This window comes from Sphingobium sp. FG11 (assembly GCF_057809915.1).
In genome coordinates this window covers 22,996-40,972 of record NZ_JBMDKW010000019.1, presented here as the reverse complement: position 1 = coordinate 40,972, position 17,977 = coordinate 22,996, and the positions used below count along the sequence as shown (strand labels likewise).

General features: G+C 61.2%; 18 protein-coding genes. 6 read left to right on the top strand and 12 right to left on the bottom strand.

Annotated elements, in window-relative coordinates:
* Positions 1 to 36: 36 nt before the first annotated feature.
* The gene (locus ACODSN_RS14440) at positions 37 to 525 is read right to left on the bottom strand and encodes a hypothetical protein (protein ID WP_489056202.1); all 489 of its coding nucleotides are present in this window, start codon (positions 523 to 525) and stop codon (positions 37 to 39) included.
* Positions 526 to 862: 337 nt separating this feature from the next.
* Here ACODSN_RS14440 and eno point away from each other — a divergent pair, with 337 nt between their 5' ends.
* From eno to ACODSN_RS14420, 4 genes are all read left to right on the top strand, one after another.
* On the top strand, positions 863 to 2,137 hold the full coding sequence (gene eno, locus ACODSN_RS14435) for a phosphopyruvate hydratase (RefSeq protein WP_489056188.1): 1,275 nt from the start codon (positions 863 to 865) through the stop codon (positions 2,135 to 2,137).
* A gap of 76 nt (positions 2,138 to 2,213) precedes the next feature.
* Positions 2,214 to 2,525, top strand: coding sequence for an FtsB family cell division protein (locus tag ACODSN_RS14430; protein WP_489056187.1), 312 nt, complete (start codon positions 2,214 to 2,216; stop codon positions 2,523 to 2,525).
* A gap of 89 nt (positions 2,526 to 2,614) precedes the next feature.
* Positions 2,615 to 3,688, top strand: a complete 1,074-nt coding sequence (gene pdhA, locus ACODSN_RS14425) for a pyruvate dehydrogenase (acetyl-transferring) E1 component subunit alpha (protein WP_489056186.1) — start codon at positions 2,615 to 2,617, stop codon at positions 3,686 to 3,688.
* Entirely contained in the window at positions 3,688 to 5,088 is a 1,401-nt protein-coding gene (locus ACODSN_RS14420) for a pyruvate dehydrogenase complex E1 component subunit beta (RefSeq protein ID WP_489056185.1), read from the top strand. Before pdhA ends, ACODSN_RS14420 begins: the two co-directional genes overlap by 1 nt.
* Positions 5,089 to 5,121: 33 nt before the next feature.
* Here the strand turns inward: ACODSN_RS14420 and ACODSN_RS14415 are convergent, their stop codons facing one another.
* Genes ACODSN_RS14415 through ACODSN_RS14405 form a run of 3 tightly spaced genes read right to left on the bottom strand, consistent with a single transcriptional unit; the run spans position 5,122 to position 8,335 of the window.
* On the bottom strand, positions 5,122 to 5,781 hold the full coding sequence (locus ACODSN_RS14415; RefSeq protein ID WP_489056184.1) for a TadE/TadG family type IV pilus assembly protein: 660 nt from the start codon (positions 5,779 to 5,781) through the stop codon (positions 5,122 to 5,124).
* Positions 5,778 to 6,374, bottom strand: a complete 597-nt coding sequence (locus tag ACODSN_RS14410) for a TadE/TadG family type IV pilus assembly protein (RefSeq protein WP_489056183.1) — start codon at positions 6,372 to 6,374, stop codon at positions 5,778 to 5,780. The genes ACODSN_RS14415 and ACODSN_RS14410 overlap by 4 nt, the downstream gene beginning before the upstream one ends.
* Positions 6,371 to 8,335 carry a TadE/TadG family type IV pilus assembly protein gene (locus ACODSN_RS14405; RefSeq protein WP_489056182.1) on the bottom strand — a complete coding sequence of 655 codons (1,965 nt, stop codon included), beginning with the start codon at positions 8,333 to 8,335 and terminating at the stop codon, positions 6,371 to 6,373. Before ACODSN_RS14405 ends, ACODSN_RS14410 begins: the two co-directional genes overlap by 4 nt.
* Positions 8,336 to 8,479: 144 nt before the next feature.
* Here ACODSN_RS14405 and ACODSN_RS14400 point away from each other — a divergent pair, with 144 nt between their 5' ends.
* Both ACODSN_RS14400 and ACODSN_RS14395 read left to right on the top strand, forming a co-directional pair.
* Entirely contained in the window at positions 8,480 to 9,139 is a 660-nt protein-coding gene (locus ACODSN_RS14400) for a hypothetical protein (RefSeq protein ID WP_489056181.1), read from the top strand.
* Between the two features lie 9 nt (positions 9,140 to 9,148).
* The gene (locus ACODSN_RS14395) at positions 9,149 to 9,610 is read left to right on the top strand and encodes an EF-hand domain-containing protein (protein ID WP_489056201.1); all 462 of its coding nucleotides are present in this window, start codon (positions 9,149 to 9,151) and stop codon (positions 9,608 to 9,610) included.
* A gap of 4 nt (positions 9,611 to 9,614) precedes the next feature.
* On the opposite strand, the gene trmFO is transcribed toward ACODSN_RS14395, so the two are convergent.
* From trmFO to ACODSN_RS14355, 8 genes are all read right to left on the bottom strand, one after another.
* Complete coding sequence (gene trmFO, locus ACODSN_RS14390; RefSeq protein WP_489056180.1) at positions 9,615 to 10,955, bottom strand: methylenetetrahydrofolate--tRNA-(uracil(54)-C(5))-methyltransferase (FADH(2)-oxidizing) TrmFO; 1,341 nt, start codon at positions 10,953 to 10,955, stop codon at positions 9,615 to 9,617.
* A gap of 21 nt (positions 10,956 to 10,976) precedes the next feature.
* Positions 10,977 to 12,656, bottom strand: a complete 1,680-nt coding sequence (gene leuA / locus ACODSN_RS14385) for a 2-isopropylmalate synthase (RefSeq protein WP_489056179.1) — start codon at positions 12,654 to 12,656, stop codon at positions 10,977 to 10,979.
* Positions 12,657 to 12,885: 229 nt separating this feature from the next.
* Positions 12,886 to 13,485: a YceI family protein gene (locus tag ACODSN_RS14380; protein WP_489056178.1), complete on the bottom strand. Its 600-nt coding sequence runs from the start codon at positions 13,483 to 13,485 to the stop codon at positions 12,886 to 12,888.
* Positions 13,486 to 13,496: 11 nt separating this feature from the next.
* Positions 13,497 to 14,120: a YceI family protein gene (locus tag ACODSN_RS14375; protein ID WP_489056177.1), complete on the bottom strand. Its 624-nt coding sequence runs from the start codon at positions 14,118 to 14,120 to the stop codon at positions 13,497 to 13,499.
* A gap of 102 nt (positions 14,121 to 14,222) precedes the next feature.
* Positions 14,223 to 15,242 carry a ketol-acid reductoisomerase gene (gene ilvC, locus ACODSN_RS14370; RefSeq protein ID WP_489056176.1) on the bottom strand — a complete coding sequence of 340 codons (1,020 nt, stop codon included), beginning with the start codon at positions 15,240 to 15,242 and terminating at the stop codon, positions 14,223 to 14,225.
* A gap of 83 nt (positions 15,243 to 15,325) precedes the next feature.
* The gene (gene ilvN, locus ACODSN_RS14365; protein WP_489056175.1) at positions 15,326 to 15,841 is read right to left on the bottom strand and encodes an acetolactate synthase small subunit; all 516 of its coding nucleotides are present in this window, start codon (positions 15,839 to 15,841) and stop codon (positions 15,326 to 15,328) included.
* Positions 15,841 to 16,182: a hypothetical protein gene (locus ACODSN_RS14360; RefSeq protein ID WP_489056174.1), complete on the bottom strand. Its 342-nt coding sequence runs from the start codon at positions 16,180 to 16,182 to the stop codon at positions 15,841 to 15,843. Before ACODSN_RS14360 ends, ilvN begins: the two co-directional genes overlap by 1 nt.
* Positions 16,183 to 16,192: 10 nt before the next feature.
* Positions 16,193 to 17,944: an acetolactate synthase 3 large subunit gene (locus tag ACODSN_RS14355; RefSeq protein ID WP_489056173.1), complete on the bottom strand. Its 1,752-nt coding sequence runs from the start codon at positions 17,942 to 17,944 to the stop codon at positions 16,193 to 16,195.
* Positions 17,945 to 17,977 lie beyond the last annotated feature (33 nt).

Sequence of the window (17,977 nt, the reverse complement as noted above, 5' to 3'; positions counted from 1 at the left end):
TTGCCAGGGCTGATATAGTCGGATGAAGGCGATGCGTTATGCGTCGCCCTCATCCGATCCCTTTGCCAAGCGCATCAGGACAAAGCCGACCACTGCCGCAGCGCCGATCGCCACGGCCGGGCTTTTGCGCACGAAATCCCGCGCTTCGCTCATCAACTGGTCGACATCCTTGCTATCGAGCGTCTTGGCGGCGCCTGCGACCGATTCAGCGGCCTGCCGGGCATAATCGCCATATTGCGGCCCGAGTTTGGCATCCACGGTGCCCGCCGTGTCGGCTATCAGCTTTGCAAGGCCGTGGATCGCCGATCCGGTCTTGTCCTTCGCGACGCCTGCCGCCGTCATTGCCGTCTTGCCCGCCTGATCCTTGATCGGATCGATATGGGCTTTCCAATCGACGGCGCTCAATTTCTCGGCCGCCGTTTTGGCGGCCTTTTCGGCCTGAGCCTTCAACGGAGCGATCTGTGCCGCCCATCCTTGCGAAGCCGCGCCACTTTCCGCCGTCTCTTCAGAAGAGGCTGTGGGCATATCACCCGCGATCGAGGTTTCGGCCAGGCCCAACGATGCGTCTGCGGCCGGCTTGGACCCGCTCTCCTTTTTTGTGCGCTTGGCGGTCGGATTTTCCGGGGTGTCGGCCATCGTCCTGGGTCTCCTCCTTGTGAAACGGTCGTGAGCAGCGAGGCGCGACCGGAGATCAAATTTCCTAATGCGCGGCCCGGCCCTACAGTTCCGTTGCCGTTACTATTTTGACCATCGGGATTTTTTCAGGCTTGGCAACCCCCCGCATTGCCAATTGCGGAGCCTCTGGCTAAGCGGGCCGCATCATGCCGTCCGGCCGCGTTGGGCCGTAGTTCAGGGAGCGACCATGACCGCCATTCTCGACATCCATGCCCGCCAGATCCTCGACAGCCGGGGCAATCCCACGGTCGAAGTCGACGTGATGTTGGAAGATGGCAGCTTCGGCCGCGCCGCCGTGCCTTCGGGCGCGTCCACGGGCGCTTATGAAGCGGTCGAAAAGCGGGACGGTGATGCCGCCAAATATCTCGGCAAGGGCGTTCTGGCCGCTGTAGCAGCAGTGAATGATGATATCGCTGGTGAAATCGTCGGTCTGGATGCGGAAGATCAGGGCGAGGTCGATGCGGCCATGATCGCGCTCGACGGCACCGAAAACAAATCGAAGCTGGGTGCGAATGCAATTCTCGGCGTCAGCCTGGCGGTGGCCAAGGCGGCAGCGGACGCACGCGGCCTTCCGCTCTATCGCTATGTCGGCGGCGTGTCCGCGCATGTGCTGCCGGTGCCGATGATGAACATCATCAATGGCGGTGAGCATGCCGACAATCCGATCGACTTTCAGGAGTTCATGATCATGCCGGTCGGCGCCGAAAGCCTGGCCGACGCGGTGCGGATTGGTTCGGAAATCTTCCACACGCTCAAAAAAGGCCTGCACGACAAGGGCCTGGCGACTGCGGTCGGCGACGAGGGTGGCTTTGCACCCAATCTTGCCTCAACCCGTGACGCGCTCGACTTCATTATGCAGTCGGTCGAAAAGGCGGGCTATACGCCGGGCGACGATGTGGTGCTGGCGCTCGATTGCGCCGCGACCGAATTCTTCAAAAACGGCCGCTACGAAATCTCGGGCGAGGGCCTCTCGCTCAGCCCCGTCGAAATGGCGGACTATCTTGCCGCGCTCACCGCAGATTATCCGATCAAATCGATCGAAGACGGCATGAGCGAAGATGATTTCGAGGGCTGGAAGGCGCTCACCGACAAGATCGGAAACAAGGTGCAACTCGTCGGCGATGACCTCTTCGTGACGAACCCGGCTCGCCTGTCCATGGGCATCGGCAAGGGGCTGGCCAACTCGCTGCTGGTGAAGGTCAACCAGATCGGGACGCTGACGGAGACGCTGGCGGCGGTCAATATGGCGCATCGGGCGCGCTACACCGCCGTCATGTCGCACCGGTCGGGCGAGACCGAGGACGCGACCATCGCAGACCTCGCCGTCGCGACCAATTGCGGTCAGATCAAGACCGGCTCGTTGGCCCGGTCCGACCGGCTCGCCAAATATAATCAGCTGATCCGCATCGAGGAAGAGCTGGGCGACATCGCCGTTTATGCCGGTCGCTCGATCTTCCGCTAAAGCTGAATGCTATGGTTGGCCGCAAGTTCATGATTTTCCGCTTGCAGCCGACCGTTTGATATGATTCATCGTCACCATGGCGCACATAGCTAAGCTTCGATCCCTTCTGTTTTCGGCTTTCGGCCCGGCCATCGCAGTCCTGCTGCTGCTGTTTTTCGCCGGCTATGTCGTCCTCGGGTCTAGCGGTGTTCTGGCCTGGGGCGATTATTCGCGCCAGTTGCAGGATGCCCGCGCGCAGCTTGCGCAGATCCAGGCGCAGCGTAAAGATTTGGGCAATCGCGTCGATCTTCTGAATCCGCGGCGGGTCGACCCCGATCTCAGCGACGAACTGATCCGCCGGCAGTTGGGCGTCGTACATCATGACGAAGTGATCATTCCCCTGAACTGAAATCTCCTGTCGGGCGTTCGGCGTTGCAATTGCGCGCGTAATCGACCAATCCCGAGCCTTCAGATTCCCGGCCCAAAAGGATGATAGCCTTGGCGAAACCATCGACGCCGCGTGCAACGCCGAGCAAGGCGAAGGCGCATAGCCCTGTTGGCGCTGATCACAATCAGCCCCGCCCCGAGGCCCCGGGCGATTATCCGGCATCGAAGGAAGAACTGCTCGAATTTTATCGACAGATGGTCCTGATCCGGCGTTTCGAGGAAAAGGCCGGTCAGCTCTATGGCCTCGGTTTTATCGGGGGCTTCTGTCACCTCTATATCGGCCAGGAAGCGGTGGCGGTCGGGGTCCAGTCAGCGCTCCAGCCCGGCAAGGATAGTGTCATCACCGGCTATCGCGACCACGGGCATATGCTTGCCTATGGCATCGATCCCAAGATCATCATGGCCGAACTGACCGGGCGCGAGGCCGGCATCTCGCGCGGCAAGGGCGGGTCGATGCACATGTTCAGCGTCGAGCATAAATTCTATGGTGGGCATGGCATCGTCGGGGCGCAGGTATCGCTCGGCACGGGGCTGGGCTTCGCGCATAAATATCGCGAGGATGGCGGTGTCTGCGTCGCATATTTCGGCGATGGCGCGGCCAATCAGGGGCAGGTCTACGAAAGCTTCAACATGGCGGAGCTTTGGAAACTGCCGATGATCTACGTCATCGAGAACAACCAATATGCCATGGGCACCAGCGTCCATCGCTCGTCGGCCGAGGACCAGCTCTATCGGCGCGGCGAAAGCTTTCGCATCCCCGGCGTCCAGGTCGATGGCATGGACGTTCTGGCCGTTCGGGGCGCTGTCGAAGAAGCGCTGAAATGGGTCAAGGACGGCAAGGGACCGATCCTGCTCGAAATGAAGACCTATCGCTATCGCGGCCATTCCATGTCCGACCCCGCCAAATATCGATCGCGCGAGGAAGTTCAGTCGATGCGCGAGAAATCCGACCCGATCGAGGGCGTCAAGAAGCATCTGCTGGAAGCCGGAGTGACGGAAGAGGACATCAAGAAGGTGGATCAGGATATTCGCAAGATCGTGGCCGATGCCGCTGATTTTGCCGAAAGCTCGCCGGAACCGGGGCTGCCCGAACTCTATACCGACGTGCTGGTGGAGCAATATTGATGGGTATCGAAATCAAGATGCCGGCGCTGTCCCCGACCATGGAGGAAGGTACGCTCGCCAAATGGCTGGTGAAGGAGGGGGACGACGTGCAATCGGGTGACATCCTGGCCGAAATAGAGACCGACAAGGCGACGATGGAATTCGAGGCTGTCGATGAAGGCAAGATCGGCCAGATCATGATCGCCGCGGGCACGCAGGGGGTCAAGGTCGGCACCGTCATCGCGACGATGGCAGGAGATGCAGAGGGGGCTGCTGTCGAAAAGCCCGCGACAGAACAGAAAGCACCGGAAAGTGCGTCGCCGGCAAATGCCGATACCGGGGAGGTCTCGCCCAAAAAAGCGGAGAGCGGCACATCCAAGCTGGCAAGTGATATCAAGCCAACGGTCGCTGACCCCAGCCTTCCGCAAGATACGGAATATGTAAAGACGACCGTGCGCGAGGCATTGCGCGACGCGATGGCGGAAGAGATGCGCAAGGATGAGCGCGTCTTCGTGATGGGTGAAGAGGTCGCCGAATATCAGGGCGCCTACAAGGTGACGCAGGGTCTGCTGGAGGAATTTGGCGGCAAGCGGGTCATCGACACGCCGATCACCGAATATGGCTTTGCTGGCATCGGCGCGGGTGCCGCGATGGGCGGCCTGAAGCCGATCATCGAATTTATGACGTTCAATTTCGCAATGCAGGCGATCGATCACATCATCAACTCTGCCGCCAAGACCAATTATATGTCGGGTGGCCAGATGCGCTGCCCGATCGTGTTTCGCGGTCCGAACGGCGCCGCCAGCCGCGTCGGCGCGCAGCATAGCCAGAATTATGCGCCCTGGTACGCCGCCGTGCCCGGCCTGATCGTGATCGCCCCCTACGACGCGGCGGACGCAAAGGGGCTGCTCAAGGCCGCGATCCGGTCGGACGATCCGGTTGTGTTCCTGGAAAATGAGCTGGTCTATGGCCGCAGCTTCGATGTTCCCAAAATCGATGATTATGTCCTGCCGATCGGCAAGGCGCGGATCGTGCGGTCGGGGAGCGATGTGACACTGGTCAGCTATTCGATCGGCGTCGGCGTCGCACTGGAAGCGGCGGAGACGCTGGCGACTCAGGGCATTGAGGCGGAGGTCGTGGATTTGCGGACGTTACGCCCGCTCGACACCGCGACGGTGTTGGAAAGCCTGAAAAAGACCAATCGCATGGTCGTGGTCGAAGAAGGCTGGCCGGTCTGTTCGATCGCGTCGGAAATCGCCGCTGTCGTTATGGAGCAGGGCTTTGACGATCTCGACGCGCCGGTCCTGCGCGTAACGAATGAAGACGTTCCCATGCCATATGCCGCAAACCTCGAAAAAGCCGCACTGGTGGATGCTGCGCGCGTTGTCGAGGCGGCCAAGAAAGTGTGTTATAAGAGCTGATCGGGGATGGCGCTCAACGAGCACCGTTCCTGTTCAAGTGCAAGCGGCGGTCTGAGATGTGGGCAGGTTGCCAGCATTTTTCATGACCTGGTCGGTGCGCTCACGCACGTTGAAGGCGCTCGTATAGCGGATGACCTTATTCCCAAAGAGCGCATTGGAAATGAGGGGCTGATAGGTGTAGGCCACCTCCACGAACATCACGGCTGTGCCGCTGCCCGATTTGATCTGGTTGCCGGTGGGTCCCATGCCCGCAGCCAAGCTTGCATCACTGGTGCCCGCGCCTGCTACTCCATAGCTTGACGAAAACGGACCGGTGCCCCAGCAACGCTGCCAACGAATAAATTGTCCGGCTTTTGTCCCGGTCTGGCCATTGGGTTCGAGATCGGACAGGAATATATCGGTATTCGCCTTGAAGTTTGTGAGGTTGCTGCCTGCAAGCTCCGCGCCGGTAAAAATCTCGTTGATGTCGGCCTCATCGATCGATGTGCGCTCGCGTGACGCGTTGTCCGCGACAAGCATCGCGATCTGACTGACCCGCATGTGCGCCATGGCGAGATTGGCGATTTCCAGACCGCTCATTGAAATGATCATCAACAAGGGGAGGGCATAGGCAAATTCGATAAGGGCCAGACCGGACTGATCAGCGCGAAGCTGCGACAGACGCGATGCTAAGCGAAGAGGAGTATATTTCATTTGCATACGATCGGCGGTGTGACCTGATTGGACCAGGGCTGGTTACGAATGGTTGCGTTGGCCGTCGCGCTTTGTGTGGCGCTCCATCCCAGCATTTTGGCCATGGGGAACAGGCGCGGCATGGAAACAGTGACCTGATAGAAGACGATATCATCCGCCCCGCCAAGACCGCTGTTCCCGCCCGTGCTGTCATATATGCCGTTGCCGTTGGCATCCTCGAAACAATCGCCCGCATTATAGACGCCGAGGGGAGCAGTATCGGTAGTGATCTTCTCCGGCTTGCCGACGCGCGAGAAATTATAATAGCTCTTTTTCGTAGTTGAGGTCGTCCCGTTGCTGGTATCGATCACCTGCATTTGCCCGTCGATATAGGTATCAATCTGGGACGTCGTCAGCGTGCCGACCGAAGCGGCGCGCGCGGCACGATCAAGCACCCCTTGCGTCACTGCGCGCAGATAGGATTGATAGCCAAGGTCGCCGATAGCCATGATGAAGAGGCAAAGGGGTCCCGCGATCAAGCCGAATTCGATTAGAGTCGCGCCACGCTGGTTGTCGTGCAGCCGAGCAATAAAGAGGTTTCGCCGGGGGATCATTGCGAAAGCCTCAGGCCGCCGATATTCTTCGCGATATCCTTGAATTTCTGGGACAGCGTTGTGCCGTCATAGGCCATCATCCAATGATTTGAGCTTGTAGCGCAGTTCTGGAGCGGTGTCTGGATAGCGCCTTCGGACAAGTTGCGGAAGCCGACGATCCAGATGGTTATACCCAGCGATTTGATGGAATTGCACATCATCTGAAGCCGGGTGTTATGGATATTGGTCAGGGCGGTGTTGTCGGCCGATCCAGGTCCGTCGCGAAGGTCCAGATCCTGATAGCCCCACGCGCCATAGACGTTGGTGTAGGCGCTCATATCGCCATCCGTCATGAATACGATATGTCGCGATATGTTGAAGCCATTGGGAGCGGCGGCATTTTCCGATCCGAAAATGCCGGTTGGCGACAGGAAGCGTGCGCCCCACGCCATGCCGGTGTCATGATAGGTGCCGCCGATCGCTACCAGCCCTGCCACATAGCTGTCGAAGCTACTGGCCTGTCCTGTCGGAATCGCGCTCCGGCTGGCATAGGACGTGAGCTTGCGGGCCTGACTGGGACAGGCGCTATAGCCACCTGACACACGAGCAGCGGTATTCAGCCAGGAGCCGTCGCGCAGAAATTCGATTTCCGGCCACTGCGGTCGCCATTTGGTCGCGGTCGTGGTCGCCGCCGTGTCGATCTGGATGTCGTAGGCTGTGCTGGGGACGGACGATGTCGATGTAGTCGCCGAAATTGTGCTGTCAGTAGACCGCTCCTCGATGCAGCCGTTCCAGGTCGATGTGGACGAAAGGCCATCGCTGTTGGATGCGGCGTTGTAGGCGGGGTTTGCGACCGCATTGCCCGTTATGAACTGGGAAACATCGACCGGATATTGCCCGTAGCGCCAGCTATATTGCGGCGTCTGGGTTGTCGTGTCGGTCTTTGTTTCGACATAATTATTGTAGGTCACCGATGTATAATTCTGGGTATAGCCTTTACTTGAGGAGCCTGAGCAGGAGCCGTTTTTGGCGTAGGTTGCGCCCGTCGTCGTTCTCGTGGTGACTGTTGTCGTCGTGATAGTGCCGTTGCTGGCAGTCGAGCTGCTGCTCGTGGGCGCATTCGTAGTAGTTGAGGCCGTATTTGCTGGGATCGCAGCGCAATTGCTTGACGTGGTTCCGGTCGTCGAGCCGCTGCCCGCTGTGGTCGAACCGGAAGTATAGGTCCAGCTTCCGGTCGAACTCGAATTATTATAGCTGCTGATATAATATTGCCGCGTCTGATAATTCCAGGTTTCCCCGGCCGTGCCGCCTATCAGCATCGAGGCGGGCAACTGATAGCCGACATTCACCGTACTGGCGTAGGGCATGAAACCGTAACGGATGCGGCCGGTCGTATCCGATCCTGGCCCAAGAGTGTCGTAGAAATCCTTGACCGCCTGCTGGAGAGCGGCGATGCGTGTCGTCGTGCCGCCCTTGCCATCGGAAATCGCGCTCGTCATCGATCCGGTGGTGTCGAGCACCATCATGACGTCGGTATTGCCGATGTCGAAACGGGAATCGCAATTGACGGCGATGTTGAGGGTCTGAAAACCAAAAATGCGCATGATCGTGGTAGGCACGGTGGTCGTCGCAGAAACTTGCACCGTGGTGGTCTGGGCCGGGTTGCTCTGGATTGTCGGCGTGAAACTAGCCGATCCAAAAGTATTCTGAGGAAAGTTGAAATCGAAGAATTTCTTTGCTTCAGCTTGGTCCGCCGTGGTCATGGACGATGTCGTCATGGATCGGCGACCGGCGAGAGCAGCGGCGTCACACGCCTGTTGCATGCGCGACCGGACCATATACGCCCGGCTCATATCCACGCCGCCGCCAATCAGGCCCATCAGCGGGATGATCGCCGCTGCGACGATCGCCAGAGTATTACCCGCCTGGTTGCGACCGAGCCGGGTCAAAAACCCCTTCCACAGCCCTGCACTTTTGCCCATAGCCCGCTTCATCCTGCCTCGTCTGCCCCGGCACATGGGGATTCTGCATGCTCGCCCATAGGACGGCACTCATTGCAATGTGTATGACGGGGATGGTTAATAGCGTGATAATCCGCGTAAGCGGCCGAGGAGAATGATCGTTTCATGACCGAAATGGTTGATCCGTTGCCGCCATTGACCCGGCTGATCCTGGCTTATGTTCCGGTCGGCCGCCGCGAGCGCGATCGCCTGATCTGGACGCTGGATGCGCGGCTGGCCGACGTCGTGCGATCCACACGCGAGCCGATGATCGGTCAGATGCGGATCGCCTGGTGGGATGAGGCATTGTCAGATGGCGCCGGGGTTAAGGGCAGGGGGGAGCCACTGCTCGAAGCGATCCGCGCGGCAGGGCTGGCCGACAGCGCGCCGCTACGATCGCTGCTGGACGGATGGGAGGCATTGCTGATCGATCCGCTCGATGATGTGACGTTGAATAGTTATGCCGCCGGGCGCGGCGAGGGGTTGTTCATGGCGTTGGCCGACATCCCGGCACCGCCGCCCTGGCTTGCCGCCACCGGTCGGTTATGGGCCTATTGGGATTTGTCCGCGCATGTCGGGGACGCCGCGGTGCGGCAGCGAGCGGTCGCGCTGGCGCAGCGGGAATTGCCCGCGCTGGCCGAGGCGTCCTGGCCGCGCGAGTGGAAGGCGCTGCGGCTGCTGGCCGGGCTGGCGCGTCATGACATTATGCGCGGGCAGGCAGGGGCGGCGGGTCTGACGCCGCGCTTATATATGCGTCTGTTGCGGCTGTCGGTGACGGGAGGATAAGGGGGAATGATGGGGCGTTTTCTGGCGGGATCGATGGCGGCGCTGCTGCTGGTGGCGGGCGGGCTGTTCTGGTGGCAGGGACGCGCGAGCAATCAGGCGATGCCGCTCGCCGTAAGCGCGCCGCCGCCGCCGCAGATCGAGGCGCTGCCGGAGGGCGATCCCGACGCTGTGGGCGACGCGCCACCGATGCCCGGCGAGGCCAGCTCGCAAAGTCGCGAGCAGAAGCGCTTCGCCCGCTATGATCGCAATCGCGACGGCGTCATCACGCGGGTCGAGATGCTGGGCAGCCGGACCAAAGCGTTCAAGGCGCTGGATACCGACAAGGACAATCTTCTGTCATTCGAGGAATGGGCGGTCGCCACATCCGACCGCTTCGGCGCTGCCGATGCCGACAGGGACGGCAAGCTCACCCCCGCTGAATTCGCCGCGACCGCGCCCAAGCGAAGCGCGAAACCCAAATGTAAATGCTGACGCCTCAGGCGGGCTGACATGCCCCCAGCCATTCGCCCAGCGATGCGCGGGCGCGGGCGGTATAGGCTTCCTTGCGCTGCTTCTTCTTCACGGCGTCAAGCGGCGGGAACAGGCCGAAATTGACGTTCATCGGCTGATAGTCCGCCGTGGCGATATTGCCGGTGACATGGCCGAGCAGAGCGCCGAGCGCGGTATCTCCGGGCGGTGGCGAGAAGGTTCCGCCCAGCAGTTCGGCAGCGGCGAAGCGTCCGGCCAACAGGCCGATCGCGGCGCTTTCGACATAGCCCTCGCACCCGGTCATCTGCCCGGCAAAGCGGATATGCGGCGCGCTTTTCAAACGCAGGGTCGCATCAAGTAACTTGGGGCTTTGGATGAAGGTATTGCGGTGAAGGCCACCCAGCCGCGCGAACTCCGCCTGCTGGAGACCCGGAATCGTGCGGAACAGCTCAACCTGCGCGCCATGTTTGAGCTTCGTCTGGAACCCCACCATGTTCCACAGCGTGCCGCTCGCATTATCTTGTCGCAGCTGCACGACGGCATAGGGCCAGCGCCCGGTTCTGGGATTGTCGAGACCCATCGGCTTCATCGGGCCATGTCGCAAGGTTTCTGGCCCGCGCGAAGCCATGACCTCGATCGGCATGCAGCCTTCGAAATAGGGGGTGTTGGTCTCCCATTCCTTGAATTCGGTTTTTTCGCCGTCGACCAGCCCCTTGACGAAGGCCTGATATTGGTCCTTGTCCATCGGGCAGTTGATATAATCCTTGCCCTCGCCGCCGCCGGGACCGATCTTGTCCCAACGGTTCGCCATCCAGCACTGGTCCATGTCGATGCTGTCGAAATGAACGACGGGCGCGATCGCGTCGAAAAAGGCGAGGTGGTCCATCCCCGCCGCCGCGCCGATGCTGGTTGCAAGCGCGGGTGCGGTCAGCGGCCCGGTCGCGACGATCGTCAGACCTTCGCCGGGCAGCGAGTCCACCCGCTCCCGCACGATCTCGACCAGCGGATGCTCCTGCAAGGCGCGGGTCACGCCGCCCGAAAAGACATGGCGATCAACCGCGAGCGCGGACCCAGCCGGCACCTTGGCCGGCTCGGCCTGCGCCATGATGAGCGAATTCAGCCGCCGCATTTCCTGATGCAACAGGCCAACGGCATTCTTGTCGGCGTCGTCGGAGCGGAAGCTGTTGGAGCAGACCAGTTCGGCAAGTCCGTCGGTCTGGTGCGCGGGGGACATATCGCCCGCCCCCCGCATCTCCGACAAGCGGACGCGGATGCCCGCCTGTGCCAGTTGCCATGCGGCTTCGGAACCGGCGAGACCGCCGCCGATGATGTGAACCTGATGAGTCAAGAATCCGCCTTATGGATGAAGTCAGGCCGCGCGCGCCGCCGCGACCGCATTTGCGGCCGAGAGCACGGCTTGCACCGAAGCGGTCGCGACATCGCTGTCGAGCCCGGCGCCGAACACCGTCCGGCCATCGGGCGTGCGGCATTCGACATAGGCGGCGGCGTTGACGTCGGTGCCGGCGCCGACCGCATGTTCGCTATAATCGGCAATCTCCAGTTCTACGCCCAGTTCGTCGCGCAGCGCCGCGAGTACGGAGGACAGCAGGCCATTGCCGCGCCCGGAGATGCTCCGTTCGCCGCCGTGATGCGCGATCTTGCCAACGAACACGCGGTCGCCCGCGACGCCGCTCTCATGATAATCGATCAGGCGGTAGGGCTGTTCGCCGGACCAGCGATAATGATCCTGAAACGCCGTCCAGATATCGGCCGCATTGAGTTCGCGGCTGGTCTCATCGGCGACGCCCTGCACCACGCGGCTGAAATCGGCCTGCATCCGCTTGGGGAGCTTGAGGCCCTTGTCCTGTTGCAGCACCCAGGCGACGCCGCCTTTGCCCGATTGCGAATTGACGCGGATCACCGCTTCATAGTCGCGGCCCAGATCCTTGGGATCGATCGGCAGATAGGGCACGTCCCAGATCAGGTCGTTGCGCGCATCCTGTGCGGCGAAGCCCTTCTTGATCGCGTCCTGATGGCTGCCGGAAAAGGCTGTGAACACCAGTTCGCCGGCATAAGGATGGCGCGGATGGACCGGCAACTGATTGCAATATTCGACCGTCTGAATGACCTCGTCGATGTCGGAGAAGTCGAGCGCGGGGTTGATGCCTTGCGTATACATGTTGAGCGCGACCGTCACGAGATCGCAATTGCCGGTCCGCTCGCCATTGCCGAACAGGCAGCCTTCGACCCGGTCCGCGCCGGCCATCAGCCCCAGTTCCGCCGCCGCCACGCCCGTGCCGCGGTCATTATGCGGATGCAGAGAAATGACGACGCTGTCGCGGCGCGAGATATGGCGGCACATCCATTCGATCTGGTCGGCATAGATGTTGGGCGTCGCCGCCTCGACCGTGGCGGGCAGGTTGAGGATCAGCGGCTTTTGCGGCGTGGGTGCCAGAATATCCATCACCGCCTCGCAGCATTCCAGGCTGAAATCCAGTTCGGCGGTGGAAAATGTTTCGGGACTATATTCGAAGAACCAGTCGGTGTTCGGCTGCGCGGCGGCGTTGTCGCGCAGCAGTTTGGCGGCGGTGATCGCGATCTCCTTGATCTGCGGTCGCTCCATGCCGAACACGATGCGCCGCCAGGCTGGCGACACGGCGTTATAGACGTGGACGATCGCCTGCTTCGCTCCGCGCAGGGATTCAAAAGTCGTGGCGATCAGATCCTCACGCGCCTGCGTCAGCACCTGAACCAGCACATCGTCGGGGATGCGGTCTTCGCGCACGAGACCGCTAATGAAATCGAATTCCGTCGCGCCGGCGGCGGGGAAGCCGATCTCGATCTCCTTGACGCCGACCTTGAGCAACAGATCGAAGAAGCGGGTCTTTTTCTCCGCGTTCATCGGGTCGATCAGCGACTGGTTGCCGTCGCGCAGATCGGTCGAGAGCCAGCGGGGCGGGGCGGTGATGATCTGCGCGGGCCATTGGCGGTCGGGCAGGTCGACCTGGGGAAAGGGTCGGTATTTCTGGGACGGATCGTTCAGCATCATCGGATAGGCTACTTTTCGGCATGCAAGGTCGCGCCGCGCGCACCCTTGCGGTCTACATCTGCTTGGCGAGAGGCCCTTAGGCGTATCGTCGTTGCCCATAAGCGAAGGACAACGGAAAAACCACGCCTAAGGGCGTGTAAGTCGAAGCAGGGAAAGAAGCGCGCGCTGCATGATGCCGTTCCTTTAGCCGCATAGGCGACAAGGGGGAAGCCGATTCTCGAAAAATCCGTCAACTGCGGCGAAAGAAGGCTTCGACGGTGAGGTTGACCCAGTCCGACAGGAAAGGCGTGCCAAAGCCCATGCCGAACTGACTGCGATCGATCGTCAGGTTGCCCGAGAAATGAAGCGCCGCCCCATGTTCCGCGTCACCGGCGGTTGTGTCGGTGAGGCGGACGGAAATGGTCACCGGGCGGGACTGCCCGTGCATCGTCAGTTGTCCTGCAACGGGCGTCGCCGCTGATGTCGTGACTATCGGCGCGTCCGTCGCTGTAAATTCGACAGTCGGAAAATGCTTCACATCGAAAAAACTGGCGCCTTTGAGCATCGCGTCGGTGGATTCGTCTCCGGTAGTCAGCCGGTCGACAGGAAAACGGATGTCGATGACCGCCCGGCCGGGATGGCTCTCATCGATCGTCACTGATCCTTCGGGTGCGACGAAATCGCCCTCATATCCGCCGATGAGTGCCTTGACGTGGAAATGCGCTTTCGTCGCAGCGCTATCGACCTGATAATGACCTGGCGCGAAAAGCGATACGGGCTGAGAATTCGCCGTCGCCGGTCCAAACGTCATCATGCCCGGAAGCAGGATGAGAATGGCACGGCGGCGCACGATCTGTTCAGCTATTTCTGGAAGGCCGCGACGATCTTGAGTTCGATCGCGTCACCCACGATCGGAACCGCCTGACCCATGCCAAAATCGCTACGCTTGATGGAGCCGGTCGCGACGAAGCCTACATTCTCCTTGCCGCCCATCATCGGCGGCGCCTTGCCCGCGCCATATAGTTCGGCGTCGAGCGTTACCGGCTTGGTGATGCCCTTGATGGTGAGGTTGCCGGTGATTTCGGCGCTCGTTCCTTCCACTTTCACGCCGGTCGATACGAAGGTCGCGGTCGGGAATTTGGCGGAGTCGAAAAATTCCGGCTTGGCGAGATGTTCATCGAGCGCCGGGATGCCGGTGGTCAGGTTTGCGACGGGGACGGTGATGGAAACCTTGTCGGCGGTGGGGGTCTTTAAATCGATCGTCAGCGTGCCGCTCGGCCGGGCGACGATGCCGATATTGTTGGTGAAACCCATATGATCATAGGCGAACAGAATCTGGGTGTGATCCGGATCGACCGTGTAATTGCCACCTGTAACCTTGCTGGGATCTTTCGATCCGGGCGCGGAGGTTGGCATCTGGGCGATGGCGAGCGTGCCGCCGGCAAGGGCGACGAGCGCGGCGGCGGGGATCAGGAACTTGCGCATGGGCATCTCTCCGGAAACGATCAAGGGACGCCGCCAGAATAGGCGACGTCCCCCTGAAGTTCCAGAGCGCAATCGGGAAACGGATCGTTCCCCGGAAAGGCTTTAGTTCTTTTCCTGATCCACCAGCTTGTTGGCGGCGATCCAGGGCATCATCGCGCGCAGCTTGGAGCCGGTTTCCTCGATCGGATGACGCTTGGCCGCGATCCGGCTCGCCTTGAGTTCAGGCTGGCCGGCGCGGTTGTCGAGGACGAAATCCTTGACGAAGCGGCCCGACTGGATGTCGGCCAGCACGCGCTTCATTTCCTTCTTGGTCTCTTCGGTGATGATGCGCGGGCCGGTCTTGATGTCGCCATATTCGGCGGTGTTCGAGATCGAATAGCGCATGTTGGCGATGCCGCCTTCATACATCAGATCGACGATCAGCTTCAGTTCGTGCAGGCATTCGAAATAGGCCATTTCGGGCGCGTAGCCCGCTTCGACCAGCGTTTCGAAACCGGCCTGAACCAGCGCGGTGGCGCCGCCGCACAGCACTGCCTGCTCGCCGAAGAGGTCGGTTTCGCATTCCTCGCGGAAGTTTGTCTCGATGATGCCGCTGCGACCGCCGCCGACGCCGCTGGCGTAGGACAGGGCGATGTCATGGGCGTTGCCGGTCGAATCCTGCGCGATCGCGATCAGGCAGGGGACGCCGCCGCCGCGCTGATATTCGGAACGGACGGTGTGGCCCGGACCCTTGGGCGCGATCATGATGACGTCGATGTCCTTGCGCGGCTCGATCAGGCCGAAATGCACGTTGAGGCCGTGGGCAAAGGCGAGCGCCGCGCCGGGCTTCATATTGGCGTGGATGTCGTCGGCATAGATCGCTGCCTGATGCTCGTCGGGGGCGAGGATCATGAGCACGTCGGCCCATGCAGCGGCTTCGGCATTCGGCATCACCTTGAACCCGGCGCCTTCGGCCTTTTTCGCGCTGGCGGAACCGGGACGCAGGGCGATGGCGACTTCGGCGACGCCACTGTCGCGCAGATTCTGGGCGTGGGCGTGACCCTGGCTGCCATAGCCGAGGATCGCGACCTTCTTGCCCTTGATCAGGCCGATGTCCGCATCATGATCGTAATAAACCTTCATAAATAATCCCCTTCTCGTCCTCCCATGCGGGAGGCGTTAGATTTGAGTGGAACGATGCCGCTTATCGACGGCGGGAATGAAATTCAGACCGGCTCCTTGCCGCGGATCAGGCCGACGACGCCGGTGCGGCCGACCTCGACCAAACCGATCTGGCGCATGAGCGACACGAAACTGTCGATTTTTTCGGTCGGCCCGGTGATTTCGAAGATGAAGCTTTCGATCGTCGTATCGACGACCTTGGCGCGGAATACGTCGGCCAAGCGCAACGCCTCGATCCGGTCCTCACCCACGCCCGCGACCTTGACCAGCGCCAGTTCGCGCTCGACGAACGGGCCGCTGTCAGTCAGATCGACGACCTTGTGGACCGGGATCAGCCGTTCAAGCTGGGCGATGATCTGGTCGATCACCTTGGGCGGGCCGCCGGTGACGATCGTGATGCGGCTGATCGCATGATCGGGCGTGATATCCGCCACGGTCAGGCTGTCGATATTATAGCCGCGCGCGGTGAACAGCCCGGCGATGCGCGCCAATATGCCCGCCTCGTTGGAAACCGTCAGCGACAGGACATGCCGCTGGCTGAGTTCTTCCTGAATATGCATCAGTTGCCTGCCCCGTTATCCGTTTCGTCGTGGCGCTGGGAAATCATCGCCGTATAGGCATAGTGCCAGCCGCCATCCTGTCGATGGGCGAGGCGCACGGGAAATCCCGCCACCGCGTCGAACATGCGCGACAGATGCTCGCCGACATAGCGCGGCCCGGCGAGCAAGGTGGCGATATGCCGGTCGTTCACGTCGATGGCGTGGTCGAGATGCACTTCCCATTCCTCATTATCCGGATCGGCATGATCGATGGTCCAGCCGGTCAGTTCCGCCGTGCCTGCGATCCGCTCGAAATCCCATGGCTCCGATACATGGACGCGGAGCTTTAGATGGTCCGTCACGCCATGCCTCTCACACCAGCGCCTTCGCCTCGTCCGACATGATGCCTGCGATCTGGTTGGGATCGAGTAACATTTCGGTGTGGGCCGCGCCCGACGGGATCATCGGGAAGCAGTTGGACAGCTTGGCGACGCGGCAATCGACGATCACTGGCCCCGGCGTATCGATCATCCGCGCGATACCGCTATCCAGTTCATCGATATTTTCGATGCGTATCCCGGTCCAGCCATAGGCTTCGGCCAGTTTCACAAAATCCGGCAGGCTGTCGGAATAGCTGTTGGAATAGCGGCTTTCATAGGTCAGTTCCTGCCACTGGCGGACCATACCCATATATTCATTGTTGAGGATGAAAATCTTCACCGGCAGGCGATACTGGCTCGCCGTTCCCATTTCCTGAATGTTCATCTGGATCGAGGCATCGCCCGCGACACAGACGACGAGGCTGTCGGGATTGCCTACCTGCGCGCCGATGGCGGCCGGGAAGCCATAACCCATGGTGCCCAGGCCGCCGGAGGTCAGCCATCTATTGGGCGCGTCGAAGCCGAAATGCTGGGCCGCCCACATTTGATGCTGGCCGACTTCGGTCGTGATGATGACGTCATTTGCCGCGCGGGATGCCTGGTAAAGCTGCGCGATCGCCTTTTGCGGCATGATCTCGTCGCGGCTTTCGGGATAGGACAGGCTCTTTTGCGCCCGCCATCCCTCGATCCGCGCCCACCATTCGGTGAGATCGGCCTTTTCATGGCCGCGCTGCTTCCACAAGGCGATGATGTCGGTCAGCGCGCTCGCGACATCGGCGACGACCGGCAGGTCGATCTCGACCGTCTTGTTGATCGAGCTGCGGTCGATATCGATATGGATCTTGCGGCTGTTCGGGCTGAAGGCGTCGAGCCGCCCGGTCACGCGATCGTCGAAGCGCGCGCCGACGCAGACGATCAGGTCCGCGCGGTTCATCGCGAAATTCGCCTCATAGGTGCCGTGCATGCCGAGCATGCCAAGCCATTGCGGCGAGGAGGCGGGGAAAGCGCCAAGGCCCATCAGCGTCGAGGTGACGGGGGCGCCGGTCATTGCCGCGAGGTCTCGCAGCAATGCGCTCGCCTGCGGTCCCGAATTGATGACACCGCCGCCGGTGTAGAAGATCGGGCGTTCCGCCGCCGCCAGCATTTCGACCGCAGTGTCGATCGCGACCGGATCGGCCTTGGTCTGGGGGCGGTAGCTCGGATGCGCGATCGACTCGGGAGAACCCTGATAGGGCGCCGTCGCGATCTGGACATTTTTGGGAATGTCGACGACGACCGGGCCGGGGCGGCCGGTGGTGGCGATATGAAAGGCCTCGTGAATGACGCCGGCCAGCTTGCCGGGGTCCTTCACCAGATAATTATGCTTCGAACAGTGGCGCGTAATGCCGACCGTGTCGGCTTCCTGAAACGCGTCCGTGCCGATCAGCTGGGTCGGAACCTGCCCGGTGATGACGATCATCGGGATCGAATCCATCAGCGCGTCGGTGATGCCGGTGACCGCGTTGGTCGCGCCCGGACCTGATGTGACGAGGACGACACCGGGCTTGCCGGTCGAGCGCGCATAACCCTCCGCCATATGCGTCGCACCTTGTTCGTGGCGGACCAGTATGTGGCGGATTTTCGGATGATCGAACAGTGCGTCGTAGATCGGGAGAACCGCGCCGCCGGGATAGCCGAATACGACCTCGACGCCGAGATCGATCAGACATTCAACCAATATGTCCGCGCCGCTTTTTTCGGCCACGATGAATCCTTCCGCTGATGCAAGCTGCGCCCA